This window comes from Microcystis sp. CS-574, from assembly GCF_028329095.1.
Classification (GTDB): Bacteria; Cyanobacteriota; Cyanobacteriia; order Cyanobacteriales; family Microcystaceae; genus Microcystis; species Microcystis ichthyoblabe_A.
The window spans coordinates 1-14,710 of the sequence record NZ_JAQMSY010000128.1; the positions used below are offsets into that span (position 1 = coordinate 1).

The 14,710-nt window shown below is 45.0% G+C and carries 13 protein-coding genes; 4 read left to right on the forward strand and 9 right to left on the reverse strand.

Annotated elements, in window-relative coordinates; genetic code table 11:
• Positions 1-114 (forward strand): transposase (locus PN470_RS10310; protein WP_002737647.1); only part of this gene is annotated, 114 nt, incomplete at its 5' end.
• 373 nt (positions 115-487) lie between these two features.
• Here the strand turns inward: PN470_RS10310 and PN470_RS10315 are convergent.
• Positions 488-1,927 (reverse strand): DEAD/DEAH box helicase, encoded by a 1,440-nt coding sequence (locus PN470_RS10315; RefSeq protein ID WP_069474107.1) that lies wholly within the window; start codon positions 1,925-1,927, stop codon positions 488-490.
• A gap of 41 nt (positions 1,928-1,968) precedes the next feature.
• Positions 1,969-3,282, reverse strand: coding sequence for a 30S ribosomal protein S12 methylthiotransferase RimO (gene rimO, locus PN470_RS10320; RefSeq protein WP_272104486.1), 1,314 nt, complete (start codon positions 3,280-3,282; stop codon positions 1,969-1,971).
• Positions 3,283-3,463: 181 nt separating this feature from the next.
• Between rimO and btpA the strand changes: the two genes are divergently transcribed.
• From btpA to PN470_RS10335, 3 genes are all read left to right on the forward strand, one after another.
• Positions 3,464-4,315: a photosystem I biogenesis protein BtpA gene (gene btpA / locus PN470_RS10325; protein WP_103112953.1), complete on the forward strand. Its 852-nt coding sequence runs from the start codon at positions 3,464-3,466 to the stop codon at positions 4,313-4,315.
• A gap of 177 nt (positions 4,316-4,492) precedes the next feature.
• Positions 4,493-5,479, forward strand: coding sequence for a vitamin K epoxide reductase family protein (locus PN470_RS10330; RefSeq protein ID WP_103112952.1), 987 nt, complete (start codon positions 4,493-4,495; stop codon positions 5,477-5,479).
• A gap of 115 nt (positions 5,480-5,594) precedes the next feature.
• Positions 5,595-6,833: a DNA cytosine methyltransferase gene (locus PN470_RS10335; protein WP_103112951.1), complete on the forward strand. Its 1,239-nt coding sequence runs from the start codon at positions 5,595-5,597 to the stop codon at positions 6,831-6,833.
• Positions 6,834-6,981: 148 nt separating this feature from the next.
• On the opposite strand, the gene PN470_RS10340 is transcribed toward PN470_RS10335, so the two are convergent.
• The 7 genes from PN470_RS10340 to nuoK form a co-directional block, all read right to left on the reverse strand.
• The gene (locus PN470_RS10340; protein ID WP_103112950.1) at positions 6,982-7,452 is read right to left on the reverse strand and encodes a hypothetical protein; all 471 of its coding nucleotides are present in this window, start codon (positions 7,450-7,452) and stop codon (positions 6,982-6,984) included.
• Positions 7,453-7,495: 43 nt separating this feature from the next.
• On the reverse strand, positions 7,496-9,109 hold the full coding sequence (locus PN470_RS10345) for an ABC transporter substrate-binding protein (protein ID WP_272104488.1): 1,614 nt from the start codon (positions 9,107-9,109) through the stop codon (positions 7,496-7,498).
• A gap of 194 nt (positions 9,110-9,303) precedes the next feature.
• Positions 9,304-10,224 carry an FTR1 family iron permease gene (locus PN470_RS10350; protein ID WP_002775056.1) on the reverse strand — a complete coding sequence of 307 codons (921 nt, stop codon included), beginning with the start codon at positions 10,222-10,224 and terminating at the stop codon, positions 9,304-9,306.
• A 34-nt stretch (positions 10,225-10,258) separates the two neighbouring features.
• The gene (locus tag PN470_RS10355) at positions 10,259-10,693 is read right to left on the reverse strand and encodes a ferritin-like domain-containing protein (RefSeq protein WP_002731529.1); all 435 of its coding nucleotides are present in this window, start codon (positions 10,691-10,693) and stop codon (positions 10,259-10,261) included.
• Positions 10,694-10,922: 229 nt separating this feature from the next.
• Positions 10,923-11,783, reverse strand: a complete 861-nt coding sequence (locus PN470_RS10360) for a tetratricopeptide repeat protein (RefSeq protein WP_272104491.1) — start codon at positions 11,781-11,783, stop codon at positions 10,923-10,925.
• 210 nt (positions 11,784-11,993) lie between these two features.
• Positions 11,994-13,679: a dihydroxy-acid dehydratase gene (gene ilvD, locus PN470_RS10365; protein ID WP_002734426.1), complete on the reverse strand. Its 1,686-nt coding sequence runs from the start codon at positions 13,677-13,679 to the stop codon at positions 11,994-11,996.
• A 661-nt stretch (positions 13,680-14,340) separates the two neighbouring features.
• A complete protein-coding gene (gene nuoK, locus PN470_RS10370) occupies positions 14,341-14,646 on the reverse strand; it encodes an NADH-quinone oxidoreductase subunit NuoK (protein ID WP_197533180.1) in 306 nt (101 codons plus the stop codon).
• Between the last annotated feature and the right edge of the window lie 64 nt (positions 14,647-14,710).

The window sequence follows — 14,710 nt, forward strand, 5'->3', positions numbered from 1 at the left end:
ATGGTCGAGGGAATCAACAATAAACTTAAACTAATAAAACGGAGAGGCTATGGCTTTAGAAACTTTCGGAATTTTTGGGTTAGAAGTATGTTGTCTTGGCATCTTGTATGTTGATTTAGCATAAATGGTAACGAAGAGCCATAATCCTTCTTTAGCAGTAACAGGATTTTTTCTTGCCCAAGGGCAACTGTATCCACCCTCTTGCTGGATATCGTCTCCTTGAGCTTGTACCCTCCCACGATAAGGTTCTGACGAACTCGACATATTAAATATTCAAATTTATTCATTTAAGACAATTATATGGTAATTATCAGTAAAAATGTCAAACAAAGCCCAAATACTTGATTAGAATCAATTATCAAAAGTTTAGCTATAAAATTATGTAGAATGCTTTCGACGACGTACTGGGAAATTACCTGACAAAAAAAAGTTGATAGAACCAAAACGGTCTATCAACTCTTAAAGTTATCTATTCAAGAACTAAAAATTAACGTTCTTGAAAGACGATTTTTTTGTCCAGGGAAGGACGGTTATTCGACTTGGAGGGGTACTTACTACCACCACTGCGGGGAGTTTTATTAATCACCGGTTTACTGCTCGTCGCTGCGGGAACTTCCCAATCGGTTTTCATCCACTGGGGACAATTTTGATCGTAGATCATTTGCAGGGCAGCAGCCGCGATCGCTTGGGGATCGTATTCTTCACTTAAATCCCGCACTAAAGGCAAGAAAGAAGCCATACGTTCCCCCGATAAAGCCTCTTTTAGCTGATTTTGCAGCTTGGCCAGACGTTTTGCTTCTACTTCCGCACGACTAGGAATGGGACTAGATTCCAGACGTTGACGCAGACGCTGTTCAATCTGACGCAACAAACGCCGATCGATCGGTTCTACTAAAGATATAGCAGTTCCCGTTTTACCGGCGCGGCCGGTGCGGCCAATGCGGTGAATATAGGTTTCGGCATTATCCGGCAGATCATAGTTAATAACGTGGCTGAGATTTTCCACATCTAGACCGCGGGCCGCAATATCCGTGGCTACCACTAATTTAATTTTGCCCTCGCGGAAACGTTGCACCAGTCGTTCCCGTTGCACTTGGCTTAAGTTACCGTGGTATTCATCCACCGTTTGCCCCGCTTCTTGCAGTTTGCTGGTTAATTCGGCCGCGGTTTGCTTGGTGCGGACGAAAATAATCGCCGATTCTAGGGGTTCGATCTCTAACAGGGGTTGCAGGACTTTTAATTTCGTCCAACCGCGAGGGATCAGATAAATTTTCTGCTCGATCTTAGCAGGAGCGGCCTGGGGTTGAGAAACCGTCACAGAAACGGGAGATTTCAAGAAATTAGCGATTAAATCGCGGATTTCCCGGGGCATAGTTGCCGAGAAACAGGCGGTTTGACGGGTGGAGGGGGATGCTTGCAGAATTTTCTTAACATCATCGATAAAACCCATACTGAGCATTTCGTCCGCTTCATCGAGGACTACCCAGTTTAAGGATTCGAGATGGAGTTTTTTGCGATCGAGCAGATCGATTACCCGGCCGGGAGTCCCGACCACAATCTGGACACCTTTTTCCAGACTGCGGATCTGACGTTCCATGGATTGACCACCACAGACTGTCAGGATAAAGAGACGACGATCATCAGAGAAATCTTTGATGGCGCTGGCCACCTGTTGGGCTAATTCCCGGGTGGGGGTGAGGATTAAAGCTTGAACGTTAGGATTTTTGGTGTCCATGCGTTCCAGTAAAGGCAGGGAATAGGCGGCGGTTTTGCCGGTTCCCGTTTGTGACATTCCTACCATGTCATGCCCTTCTAGAAGGAGAGGGATGGCTTTGGTTTGAATTTCCGTGGGGGTGGTGAATCCAAGCGTTTCTAGGTGTTGAATACGGCTATCGGATAAACCTAAATTGTTGAAACCAGTGGTCATAGGGATTGTTTTGTGGGAATTAAATAAGAAAAATGGAAAAATTAGACTATTTCGCCGTAGAGATCGTAGGTATCGGCCGCAGTGATTCGGACTTGTACGATCGCACCTAGAATCGCCTCCCCTGTCACATAAACCAAGCCATCCACTTCCGGGGAAAAACGAGCGGAACGCCCGATTAATTCTCCTGTTTCCGGGTTTTCCTGTTCGATGAGAACATCGACAGTGTGACCGATATAAGCTTGATTTTTGCGTTCCGAGATCGGTTGCTGAGTTAACATCAACCTTTCGCGGCGTTCGTCCATAATTGCCTGTGGCACTGGATTGGGCAGGCCAAAAGCGGCTGTACCTTCTTCGGCGGAGAAGGTAAACACCCCGACGTGATCGAACTCATGACGCTTGACAAATTCCAGCAGATGGCTGAAATGTTCCTCGGTTTCTCCGGGGAAACCGACGATAAAAGTCGTTCGTAAAACCGCGTTCGGGATAGCTTGCTTGATCCGCTCGATAATGCCATCGTTGACTCGTCCTTGCCAGGGACGGTTCATCGCCCGCAGGATGTCGGGATGGGAATGCTGTAGCGGCAAGTCTAGATAGGGTAAAACATTCGGGCTCTCTCGGATCGCTTCGATAACCTTTGGCGTTAACCCGGTCGGGTAAGCGTAGTGAACGCGAATCCAAGGTATATCGACTTCTGCCAGCGCTCGCAAGAGTTCCGCTAATTTGGGTTCGCCATATAAGTCTAACCCATAATTGGTTGTTATTTGCGAAATGAGAATTAATTCTTGCACCCCTTGGCTGGCCAATTGTCGCGCTTCGGCCACAATCGACTCGATCGATCTCGATCGCTGATCGCCGCGCAGGTGGGGAATAATGCAGAAAGCACAGCGATAATCGCAGCCTTCGGCCACCCGCAGATAGGCGACTCCTTCGGTAGTGGTGCGATAACGGGGCAGATTTTCATCGGCGATAAAAGTGGGATCGGTGCTGACTTCTTTGACTCGTTCTCCCGTCTCTACCCGTTCGACGATCTCGACAATTTTCTGATAATCCCCTGTGCCGACAATGGCCACGGCTTCCGGCAATTCCGTCAGGAGTTCATCTTGGAAATGTTGGGCCATACAGCCGGAGATAATAATTTTTTTATTAGCTTCCGCCAGTTCCACGAGGGTGCGAACGGATTCTTCTCTAGCTGCTTGAATGAAACTACAGGTATTAACGATAACGTAATCGGCCAACTCCTCGTCATTATCTACGGGATAGCCGGCCTTGGCCAGCAGTCCTAACATATGCTCGGAGTCGATCCGGTTTTTCTCACAGCCTAGGTGTGAGATAGCGATGGTTGGCTTATTGCCCATGCGATCGAGTATCAACCAAATCTTAAACTTCTCTAATGTTAAGACATTTTAACGGATTCCGGAATTGATAAAATCATTAGCAGTTAAAATAATTTCCCCCCCGTGGAACCGTGGCTAGGCCTTCACCCTGTTAAAATGGGTGAGCGGCGCATGGTTGGGGACGCTAAGAGTAGTAGACGCTGTGAACTTAATTGCAACTTTCAAGACAAAAAACCCGATTATTGGCGTGGTTCATCTCGCCCCCCTGCCCACTTCCCCCCGTTGGGGTGGCAGTCTCAAGACGGTGATCGAGCGGGCTGAACAGGAGGCGACGGCTTTGGCTGCCGGCGGTGTTGATGGTTTGATTATCGAGAATTTTTTTGATGCCCCCTTTACTAAGCAACAGGTGGATCCCGCCGTGGTTAGTGCCATGACTTTAATTGTTGATCGCATTAAAAATCTGGTGGTCCTACCGATTGGTCTTAATGTTCTCCGCAATGATGCCCATAGTGCCTTAGCGATCGCTACCTGTGTCAATGCCCAATTTATTCGGGTTAATGTGCTAACGGGGGTTATGGCCACCGATCAGGGCATTATTGAGGGTCAAGCCCACGAACTCTTGCGTTATCGGCGCGAATTGGGGTCTGAGGTCAAAATTTTAGCGGATGTTTTGGTTAAACACGCCCGCCCCTTGGGAACCCCTAATCTGACTACGGCGGTGCAAGATACGATCGAACGGGGACTGGCAGACGGGGTGATCCTCTCCGGTTGGTCCACCGGTAGCCCCCCTAGTTTTGAGGATTTGGAACTAGCAGTGGCGGCGGCCAAGGGAACACCGGTTTTTATCGGCAGCGGGGCTGATTTGGACAATATCGGGCGGTTACTGCCGGCTGCTGATGGGGTGATCGTGGCTAGTTCCCTCAAGCGTCATGGCAAAATTACTGAACCGGTGGATCCGATCCGGGTGTCGCAATTTGTGGAAACGGCCCGGCAGATCAACGATCAAAAGTCAAAAATTAATAATTCTCTGCCTTCTTTGCCTCTGTCCACATAACCCCTTGCTAGAATGGCGGATAGTTTCAGGGGATAGCTATCCTAAGTTTTTAGGAATTGAAAACGTCCTAATTAACACAATATGGTTAGGGAATTTTTCCTTTCAACAAAGTACATTTAGATTTCTCTCCTGACTCCTGACTCCTGAATTCTGCTGTAATTTAATCTAAATAATATTATGCGTCGTCGTTCTGTACCTTGGATTCATCGCTACTCCCGGCCTCTAATTGGGAGCATTTCGATCGTGGGAGCGATTCTGACCGGCTATTTAACCATTACCAAACTGATGGGAGGGGCCGCGGCCTGTACCGCCGGGGCTAGTGATGGGGCTGGTTGTACTGGTGTGCTTAATAGTCCCTACGCTACGGTTTTCGGGCTGCCCTTGAGTTTGTTCGGTTTTTTGGCCTATATTGCCATGGCGGTTTTTGCCCTCAGTCCTCTATTTATTAATGGGGAAACTCAGAAAAATCTCCGCAAAAGTTTAGAAAATAATACTTGGTTATTGCTGTTAGCGGGGGCGACGGCGATGGCGGTATTTAGTGGTTATTTAATGTATATTCTAGCCACGGAATTACAGGAATTGTGTCCCTACTGCATTACTTCGGCTTTGTTCGCTTTAACCTTATTAATTCTCACAATTGTCGGTCGGGAATGGGAAGGTTTAGGACAAATTATACTGCCGATGGTTGTGGTGGCGATGATTACTTTTGTGGGAACTTTAGCGGTTTATGCGGGAGTAAATTCCCCCACCGTGACAGCAGGAAAAGAAGAAATTACCCGGCCAATGACAGCGGCTAAACCTCCCTACGGTTGGGAAGTAACCACGGTTTCGGGAGAGGCAGAAATTGCCCTGGCTAAACATTTAAAAGCAATTGGTGCGAAAGAATACGGGGCTTTTTGGTGTCCCCACTGTTACGATCAAAAACAGTTATTTGGTAAGGAAGCGGGAGAAATCCTCAAAAAAGAAGGGGTTTACATTGAATGCGATCCCCAAGGGGTTAATGGTAATCCCCAAGCTTGTCGCGATGCTGGAATTAAAGGTTTCCCCACTTGGATTATTAAGGGTCAAGAATATTCGGGAACCCAAAGATTAGAGAAATTAGCGGAGATTTCCGGTTATACTGGCCCGAGGAATTTTAAATATACAGTTCCGGGACGCAAGTAGGAAAGAGTTAAAAGTTATACTGGAGGCTGAACAAGGTTCAGCCTTTATTGTTGTTTATCAAGTTTAGCTAATGTGATTTATAATCAAGATGTAGATAGGTTGCTAATTATTGGTTATGACTCAGGTAAATCTACAAAAAGCCGCTAATATTCTCGGTGTAACTACCGCAGAAATACTAACATGGCAAAAGAAAAAATTAATCAAAGGTCAGAAAATAAATCAAGTTGATTGGTTATTTGATCTCGAGCAATTAACCAATCTTAAAAATAACCAATCCCCCGGAGAATTGAGAATTTTACAAACTGTTGAGCCAACTAATTACACGGTTATCGAATTATTTGCTGGCTGTGGTGGTATGGCTTTAGGTTTAGAAAATGCGGGACTAAAAACGCAATTACTGGTGGAAATTAATCAAGATTGTGTTAATACTTTAAGACTCAATCGACCGCAATGGAATGTTATAAATCAAGACATAAAAAAGATTAAATTTTCTGATTTTAGAGACAAAATAGATGTTGTAGCTGGAGGTTTTCCCTGCCAACCTTTTAGTTATGCTGGGTTAGGAAAAGGATTAGAAGATTTGAGAGGGAGCTTATTTTTTGAATTTGCTCGTTGTTTACAGGAAGTTCAACCTAAAATCGCTATAGCCGAAAATGTTCGAGGATTATTAAGCAATAAAAAAGGAGAAACTCTGCAATTAATGCTGCAAGCTTTACAGGAAATCGGTTATTATGCTGCTTATCAAGTTTTATCGGCTCAATTTCTTGATGTTCCCCAAAAAAGAGAAAGATTAATTATTATCGCCACCCGTCAAGACCTAAATATTAAACCCATTTTTCCCCAATATAAAAATTATACTATTTCTCTGAAAAAAGCCTTAGAGAATTGTCCAACTTCTCTAGGAGTAGAATATAAAGAAAGAAAAAAAGAGATTATGTCCTTAGTTCCCCCAGGAGGAAATTGGCGGAATTTGCCGATGGATATTCAAAAAGAATATATGAAAAATAGTCTCAAAAATCACGGCGGACGGACAGGATATGCTAAAAGATTATCTTGGGATGAACCGGCTTTAACTATTACCTGTAGTCCGGCACAAACCCAAACAGAAAGATGCCATCCCCAAGAAACTCGTCCTTTGACTGTGAGAGAATATGCACGAGTGCAGTCCTTTCCCGATGATTGGCAATTTACCGGTAATTTAACCTCTCAATATCGACAGATTGGTAACGCGGTTCCCGTGAATATGGCCTATCATCTTGGTGGCTGTTTAATTAATATGTTGCAAGGGGATTATCTGGGGGAAACACAGCCAAAAACTGAACAGTTAAGCATTCCGGGGTTAGAAGTTAATTAATTTTGACTAAAAGTAAATAGTTTTTACCTAATCAGCAACAGCTGCAGAAAAATTAAGTAGCTAGATACAATTAATTACACATATCTAACTACTTCTTCCATGAGTGCATGAGTTCCTATCCTCAGCCAGAAATTGATTTTGTCGGATTTTACTGTGCGGGGGGAATAACTTCTAATGGAATACTTTCAGTTTCTCCATCTTTAGATGGATTGACATCGGGACTTTTTTCTGCATCTGGAGTTTTTTCCACCGCTTTGGTTTCCGGGGTGGGGGGATTTTCGGGGAGTACTTCTGGACTGGGGTTATTTTCTGGGATAGGAGTGAATTCCACTGGAGTTTCGCTTTCAGGAGACGGGGAAACTTCGGGGGAAGCTTCGCTATTGCGGGTAGTTTCTGCGGGAGTTTTTTCTATCCGGGGAGATTCTGGGGTAGTTGCGGGGGTAGTTGCGGGGGGAGATTCCCGGGTAGTTGTGGGGGTGTCTTCGCTGGTTTTTTCTTCTTCCTGGGGACAAGCTGCCGATTCTAAACCGAGATGACATCGGACTTCCTCCCGTCCCAAAGATACGGCAATTCCCGACACCGACATTAATAAAGCTAGGATGGGTAAGATATTATTCATAAAATTAGACTTGATTCTACTCCTCGACATCACATTATCTATTTTAGATAGGATCGAACTGATATTGAGAACCCTTTGGCCCCTCATTGCCGCGATTAGCGCGTACTAGGGGAACTTGGTTAAAAATGTTAAAATCCGTGGTGTTTCCCTGCAAGGTGATTCCTCGATTTAAAGTTTCGACTACAGTAGCACGGTCAGAACTTTTAGCGATCGCTTCTCCTAATACTTTCATGGTATCGTAGGCGGTAGCAGTACGCCAACTGACGCGACCGCGCCAACTTTTCAGCGCATCTTTGGCAAAAGGATCCGTTGCTTGGAAACTCCAAGGTACTGCTAGAACTAATCCGTCGATGCTATCCGCTCCTTGAATGAGGATATCGGGTGTATAAAGTTCATTTCCGCCTAATAAGAGCATTCCAGACGATTCTTGGGCAATAGCCACGGCTTGATCGATGCGATCGCCATCTTTACTGAGGGCCAAAAATACCACCTTAGCGCCGGCTTGTTTTGCCTGATCTATGGCGGTTTTAGCGTTAAAATTGGCTTTGGTGGTGTCTATTTCCTTAACTATCTTGCCTCCCGGTTGCTTTATTGCTTTAGCAAAGGAATCCCTTAATTTTTGACTATAGGGACTATCGGAATTATAAAAAAGAACCACTGACGGAGAATTCTCTTGCTGACTAGCATAATTAGCCAAAGTTTTGGCCACTGCTTCCAGATAACTACCGAAAACTTCCTGAGATTTATCGTCAAGGGGAATAGTTTTCAGGGTTGATTTTCCCGTTTGACTAACACGGGTAGTCAGGGGAGAAAGAATCGCTAATCCTTCTTTTTCGTAACTTTCAATCGCTTTTTGACTAAAAGGATCGATTCCGTGGCCCATAACTGCCAAAACTTGACCGGATTGAATCAGATCATCGGCTATCGCTTTTGATTGTAACCCACCGCCATCATTAGCGATGACTATTTCCAAAGGATTACCCAGATTAGAATTATTAAACTCCTCTTGATACCTGGCCACACCTCGGAGAATTTCCTTGGCGCTGTTGGGGTCGTTAGCGATGGGGACAACAACGGCTATAGTCTTTTGATTACCTTTTTGTCTAGCTTTGGCGTTATTGTAATAGATTTTGCCTTCTGGATCGTTTGCTTGGGGAGTGGCTGCTAGTTGATAAGATGCGATCGCATTTGCCCAATCTTCCTTTTTAAAGGCCGCTGCGCCTTTTTCTTTGTTAGGAGTGGAATTAAGCAGTATTTTCTCACCTTGGCTAAATAAATCGGGATTTTTAGCCGTATTACTCACAAAAGTTGCCTCGGTTTGCTTGTCTGGGGTTTCTTCTGGTGTAACTTGGGAAGTATCGGGTTTGGGAATCACCATTTGCAATAGACTCCAACCCCCTAAACCTGCGGTTAAAGCGGTAATTATCAAAGCGAAGGGAAGTAACCAGTTAGATTTTTGGCCGACTCTAGTTGTACCCCCCGGGGAGACGACAACTGTGGTTTTAACCGTCGTTGTGACGGGATCCATCGCTTCCCTAGGCAGGCCACAGATAGGACAATCAGGAGTAGTATTTTCGCAGGGTTCATGACCCCCCGCAGTCGCTTGCGGATAAGTTTTACCATCTTTAGGGATACCGTCACATTGCCAAGTAGTCATAATCAGTTATCAGTTATCAGTTATCAGTTATCAGTGGGTAAGTTATCAGTTATCAGTGGGTAAGTTATCAGATTTGAGTTTTAAGTGAGCAGTATGTGTTAAGTGAGCAGTATTAAATAGCAGTTTCTTGCCATCTTTTCACTGTTTACTGATTACTGTTTACTGTTTACTGGTCACTGTTTACTGTTTACTGATCACTGTTTACTGGTCACTGTTTGAGGACGTTGTCGTAAGCTTTGGAAATAGAGGCCACCGATAAGCAGTAAAAAGAGGATATAGGCAACAATTTGACTGATATAGAGGTTTTGACGATAACCAAACAGGGATTTGAGGAGGAGTCCGGGGAAAGTGCGATCGCTCAAAATTTGGGAACCGTCCCAAACTTGAAAACCGAGAAGACAGGAGGAGGGGAGAGAAGGACAGAAATTGCGATAAAAAGGGTCAATTTCACTTAAAAGACTGATTCCTGCGTCGATATGTTTCAAAACACCGATGAGTAATCCCGCAACGATTAAGAGGAGGAAAGTCCCCATAATTTGGAAAAAGAGACGGATATTAATTTTTACTCCCCCCGCAAATAGGAGAGTTCCCAACAAGGTTGCGACGCTTAACCCCGCTATCGCACCGAAGGTTTGTATCTGCCAATCTTTTTGGAATTGGGCCAGGATAAAGAGGACAGTTTCAAATCCCTCCCGCAAGACAGCGATAAAAACGAGCAGAAAAATCGCTTTTCCTGCCCCATTTTCCGCTTTTAAACCCGCTTTTACCGCACTTTCTACCTCAGATTTCAAAGATTTGGCCTGTTGAGTCATCCAAATTAACATCCAACTCAACATCAAAACGGCAATCAGTCCAAAAGTGGCGGCCAATAATTCTTTGATCATTGGTACGAATGGACTAGGAGAGGCATCCACTTGCAAAAGGATTCCCCCTAGCAAAACACCGACCAAAACACTAGCCACTACTCCCGCACCAATACCACGATACACCCATGAGTTAAGTTGCGATCGACCGGATTTTTGTAAACAAGCGAGGACAATTCCCACCACTAAAGCGGCCTCGAAACCTTCCCGGAGAGTGATAATAAAAGTGGGTAAAGCGGAACTGAGATTCATAAGCTAGTCGATAAACTCTAGCTTTGATCCTAGCTTAAGCAAAATCCCGCAGCATCTTGCGAATTTCCAGATTGTGTAATTCTTCTTGTCCAATCATACCGCGAGCGAATTCTTCTAGGTAAATACTGGCATCTTCGACGGTTTCTAGGAGTGCTTTGTACAAATCAAGGGATTTTTTCTCATGATTGAGGCTCTCACTCAAGATTGCTTTGATATTATGTTCATAGCTTTCCTCGATGGGGGCAATTTTTAAGCTAGGATGACCTTCTAAACCGGTGAGAATTTCCCCAACTTGTTGCGCGTGGGTGAGGGACTCCGTGGCCTGAGTCTGGAAAAATTGGACGATGGGGATGCGATGGGGACCTGTCACCATCAGGGAATAGTGGGTATAACGGACAACTCCCGCTAGTTCAAATTCCATGATTTCGTTCAGTTGTTCGATGGTTTTGTCTCTGTCTAGTTCTCGCATAGGATTCTCAATAATTTTTCTCTAATTGCAATTGTAGCTAATCCAAACTGGCTGAATAAATCTAAAAACCTTGTTGGCTAATATTTTTAGGCTTTTTTGCCATCAAAAAAGTGCTAGATATTGGAGCAATCCGGGGGAAGTTTTAGGCACTTTTTCCCTGAAAATGCCTAAAATCCCACACACCCCACGACAAACCCTTTCAGCAAACCCTAGGTGCTGCAAAAAGACTTTAGCTGGGGGAATAGCAACTCAAGAGGTCATTAAAGGTTTCATTTTGCCTTAAACCATCGAAAACAAAGTTATCACGCACTAATTCGCCACATATATCCGGTTCTATGTCTAGAGCTTCGCGTAAACAGTTGATCGCTTTTTCTTGTTGACCGAGGGCGGCATAACAGCAGGCGGCATTATACCACGCATAGCGATCATCTTGATCGATTTTTAACGATTCTTCATAACAGGCGATCGCTTCTGGTAAACGCTGTAATGCTTGTAAGATCACACCCTGTTGATACCAGGACCAGTAATCTTGCGGTCGGATATCGAGGGCGGTACGATAATTAAATAAAGCCTCTTGGGGATTGCCCCAATCCCGGAAAGCGTCGCCACGTCGATACCAGGCCCAATAATCCCGGGGTCGCGCCCCCAAGGCCAGATCATAGAAAGTGATAGCGCGTTCGTAGTTTTTGAGCAATCGATAGGCCTCCCCTTGCCGGTAGGCTGCCCAATAGTCCCCCGGACTATGACTTAGGGCCCGTTGAAAACAAGCGATCGCTTTTTCGTAGTCTTTTAATTCCTGTAGATAAACACAACCTTGATCGTACCAAGCCCAATAGTTATCATCCTTTACCTGTGCAGCGTTAGAGTAACTTGCAGCCGCTTCTTCATACATTCCCAAGTCTTCTAGTATCATACCCCTTTTGTACCATGCCCAATAATCATCTGGATAATATTCTAAGGCTTTTTCGTAGCTGATTAAGGCTCCCAAATAGTCCATTCTTTCTCTTAAAATATTGCCTTGGTCATACCAGTCCCGATAGGTATCTGGACGGCATTCGAGCGCTCGATAGACAGTAAGTAGATAGGTCATAGTCATTAATCTATAGTAATTAGGTTCGTCAGTCTTATCAGTTATCAGTTATCAGTTATCAGTGGGAGTGTTGGGTGAGCAGTGGGTGCTTTTTCCCTGAAAATTAGGTAGTTGACCACCTGAAAATCGATAAAACCCCACACCCTACACCCCACACCCCACACCCTGCCACCACCGAAAAGCTTTTTGCCGCAAACCCTAGTTATACTTTTAGAACAGATTCAGATCTGTTAAAGCGCCGAGACTGCTAGAGGAGACTAACTTGGCGAATTTGCCGAGAATTCCCGTTTTATAGCGTGGGGGACGCGGTTGCCAATGGTGACGACGACGGGTTAATTCTTCCTCCGATACATTTAACTGCAAGAGACGCTGACGAGCATCAATAGTGATTTGATCTCCTTCCTCTACTAGGGCAATTGTACCACCCACCGCCGCTTCCGGAGCGACGTGACCGACCACCATGCCATAGGTTCCCCCGGAAAAACGACCATCGGTAATTAATCCCACGGAATCCCCTAAACCGGCGCCGATAATTGCCGAAGTGGGGGCTAACATTTCCCGCATACCCGGTCCGCCTACTGGTCCCTCGTAACGGACAACCACCACATCCCCGGCTTGAATTTTTCCGGCTAAAATTGCCTCTAAACAGGTTTCTTCCGACTCAAACACCCGCGCGGGCCCGGTGATGACCGGAGTTTTCACGCCGCTAATTTTGGCCACAGCCCCCTCTGTGGCCAGATTTCCTTTTAAAATGGCTAAATGACCCTCTTTATAGACAGGATTGCTAAAAGGACGGATAACATCTTGGCCTGAGGGCGGTTGGTCGGGAATATCGGCTAAAATCTCGGCGATAGTCTGACCGCTAATGGTGAGAGCATCCCCGTGTAGTAAACCATTAACCAGGAGAATTTTCATCACTTGGGGAATACCGCCAGCTTTATGCAGATCCACGGTAACGTAACGCCCGGAGGGTTTAAGGTCGCAGATAACCGGTACACGCTGGCGGATGGTTTCAAAATCATCGATCGATAATTCTACCCCGATGGTGCGGGAAATGGCTAAAAGGTGCAGGACAGCGTTAGTGGAACCTCCCACCGCCATAATTACCGAAATGGCGTTTTCAAAGGCTTTACGGGTCAAAATTTGGCTAGGGAGAATCTGTTTTCTAACCGCCTCGACCAAAACCTTGGCCGATTCTTCGGTACTATCGGCTTTTTCCTCATCTTCGGCGGCCATGGTCGAGGAGTAGGGTAAACTCATCCCCATGGCTTCAAAAATGGAAGACATGGTATTAGCAGTAAACATTCCACCACAGGAACCGGCGCCGGGGCAAGCGTTGCGTTCGATCCCGATGAGGTCTTCTTCACTGATTTTACCGGCGCTGTACTGTCCCACGGCTTCAAAGGAACTGACTACGGTTAAATCGCAATCTTTGTAGCGCCCCGGTTTAATCGTGCCACCATAGACGAAAATAGCGGGAATATTCATCCGGGCCATGGCAATCATTGCCCCCGGCATATTTTTGTCACAACCCCCAATAGCGAGGACTCCATCGAGACTTTGACCATTACAGACGGTTTCAATGGAATCGGCGATTACCTCCCTAGAAACGAGAGAATATTTCATCCCTTCTGTTCCCATGGAAATCCCGTCACTAATGGTGATAGTCCCGAAAAGTTGCGGCATTCCCCCCGCTAATCTGGTGGCTGCTTCGGCACGCATTGCTAAATCATTAATTCCCATGTTGCAGGGGGTAATGGTGCTAAATCCGTTAGCGATGCCGATGATGGGTTTGCTAAAGTCCTCATCCCCAAAACCTACCGCTCTTAACATGGCCCGATTGGGACTGCGTTGGGTACCTTGGGTAACAATGCGACTTCTGTAGTTATCTGCCATAACTTTATCTTTCTCCAATGGCGGCTGACAGGTGCGATCGCTACTCAAGTTCTCTAATCGCACCTTTATTTCTATTTTCTGACTTTTGGCCGCTCTGAGCAGGTTTTAGGACAGCCCATCTCTAAAGAAAATATAAAACTGCGGGATGATTCAGGGGACAGGAGGTAGCAGCGGGAGTGTATCATCGATTTGAAAAAAGCTGGAAATCCTGTTTAAAAGGTATAGAAAATGGCGTTGCTGAATCAAGATATGAATACTAATTGTACATCCTATCCACAAGTTAGCTTAGTCCTAGGTTTGGAACACTACCTAAAGGACAATTGATACCAAATCCGACTTATAAAACCCAGTTATGAATTAGTTATATTGAAGCCAACTATGATTGATAGGATAGGATGAGTTTTTAATTTTTCTCCTTATTTGTTGGTATTCAAATAGAAGTGATCAAAAGATTTACAACTTAGTAAATTTACGAAGAGGAAATACACACTATAACATCTCTTCTTATCATAATTTAATCCTGTTAATCGGATCTAGTTTTAATCCCTTAAATCTTTACAAACTCTTGAAATTTCAAACATTTAACACCGTACAAACAGGGAAAATTGGCCAAAAAAAACTCTCCCCAAAAAAGGGAGAGGGGGGGTAAATATTTAAAAGCTTACCATTTGAGCAGATTAAACTGTTCCATATCGATGGTGTCGCGGTTACGATAGATAGTCAGGATAATCGCTAAACCCACGGCTGCCTCGGCTGCCGCTACGGTAATCACGAAAATAGTAAAAATTTGGCCTCGGATATTAGCGGGGTCAAGATAGTTGGAAAAACCCATTAAGTTAATGTTAACAGAATTGAGCATCAATTCGATCGACATTAAAACCCGGACAGCATTGCGACTGGTGACTAAACCATAAATTCCGATACAAAATAAAGCCGCCGCTAATAACAAATAATACTCTAACTGAATCTGCATGATACCTCTAACACCGTACAGTGCAAAGTTCATGAGGTAAAAAATTATGATAACCGCC

What these genes read in the sequence shown, in the direction of transcription:
- PN470_RS10315 (WP_069474107.1), bottom strand. Translation starts at nt 1,927, where the DNA reads ATGACCACTGGTTTCAACAATTTAGGTTTATCCGATAGCCGTATTCAA.
- rimO (WP_272104486.1), bottom strand. Translation starts at nt 3,282, where the DNA reads ATGGGCAATAAGCCAACCATCGCTATCTCACACCTAGGCTGTGAGAAA.
- PN470_RS10330 (WP_103112952.1), top strand. Translation starts at nt 4,493, where the DNA reads ATGCGTCGTCGTTCTGTACCTTGGATTCATCGCTACTCCCGGCCTCTA.
- PN470_RS10335 (WP_103112951.1), top strand. Translation starts at nt 5,595, where the DNA reads ATGACTCAGGTAAATCTACAAAAAGCCGCTAATATTCTCGGTGTAACT.
- PN470_RS10340 (WP_103112950.1), bottom strand. Translation starts at nt 7,452, where the DNA reads ATGAATAATATCTTACCCATCCTAGCTTTATTAATGTCGGTGTCGGGA.
- PN470_RS10345 (WP_272104488.1), bottom strand. Translation starts at nt 9,109, where the DNA reads ATGACTACTTGGCAATGTGACGGTATCCCTAAAGATGGTAAAACTTAT.
- PN470_RS10350 (WP_002775056.1), bottom strand. Translation starts at nt 10,224, where the DNA reads ATGAATCTCAGTTCCGCTTTACCCACTTTTATTATCACTCTCCGGGAA.
- PN470_RS10355 (WP_002731529.1), bottom strand. Translation starts at nt 10,693, where the DNA reads ATGCGAGAACTAGACAGAGACAAAACCATCGAACAACTGAACGAAATC.
- PN470_RS10360 (WP_272104491.1), bottom strand. Translation starts at nt 11,783, where the DNA reads ATGACCTATCTACTTACTGTCTATCGAGCGCTCGAATGCCGTCCAGAT.
- ilvD (WP_002734426.1), bottom strand. Translation starts at nt 13,679, where the DNA reads ATGGCAGATAACTACAGAAGTCGCATTGTTACCCAAGGTACCCAACGC.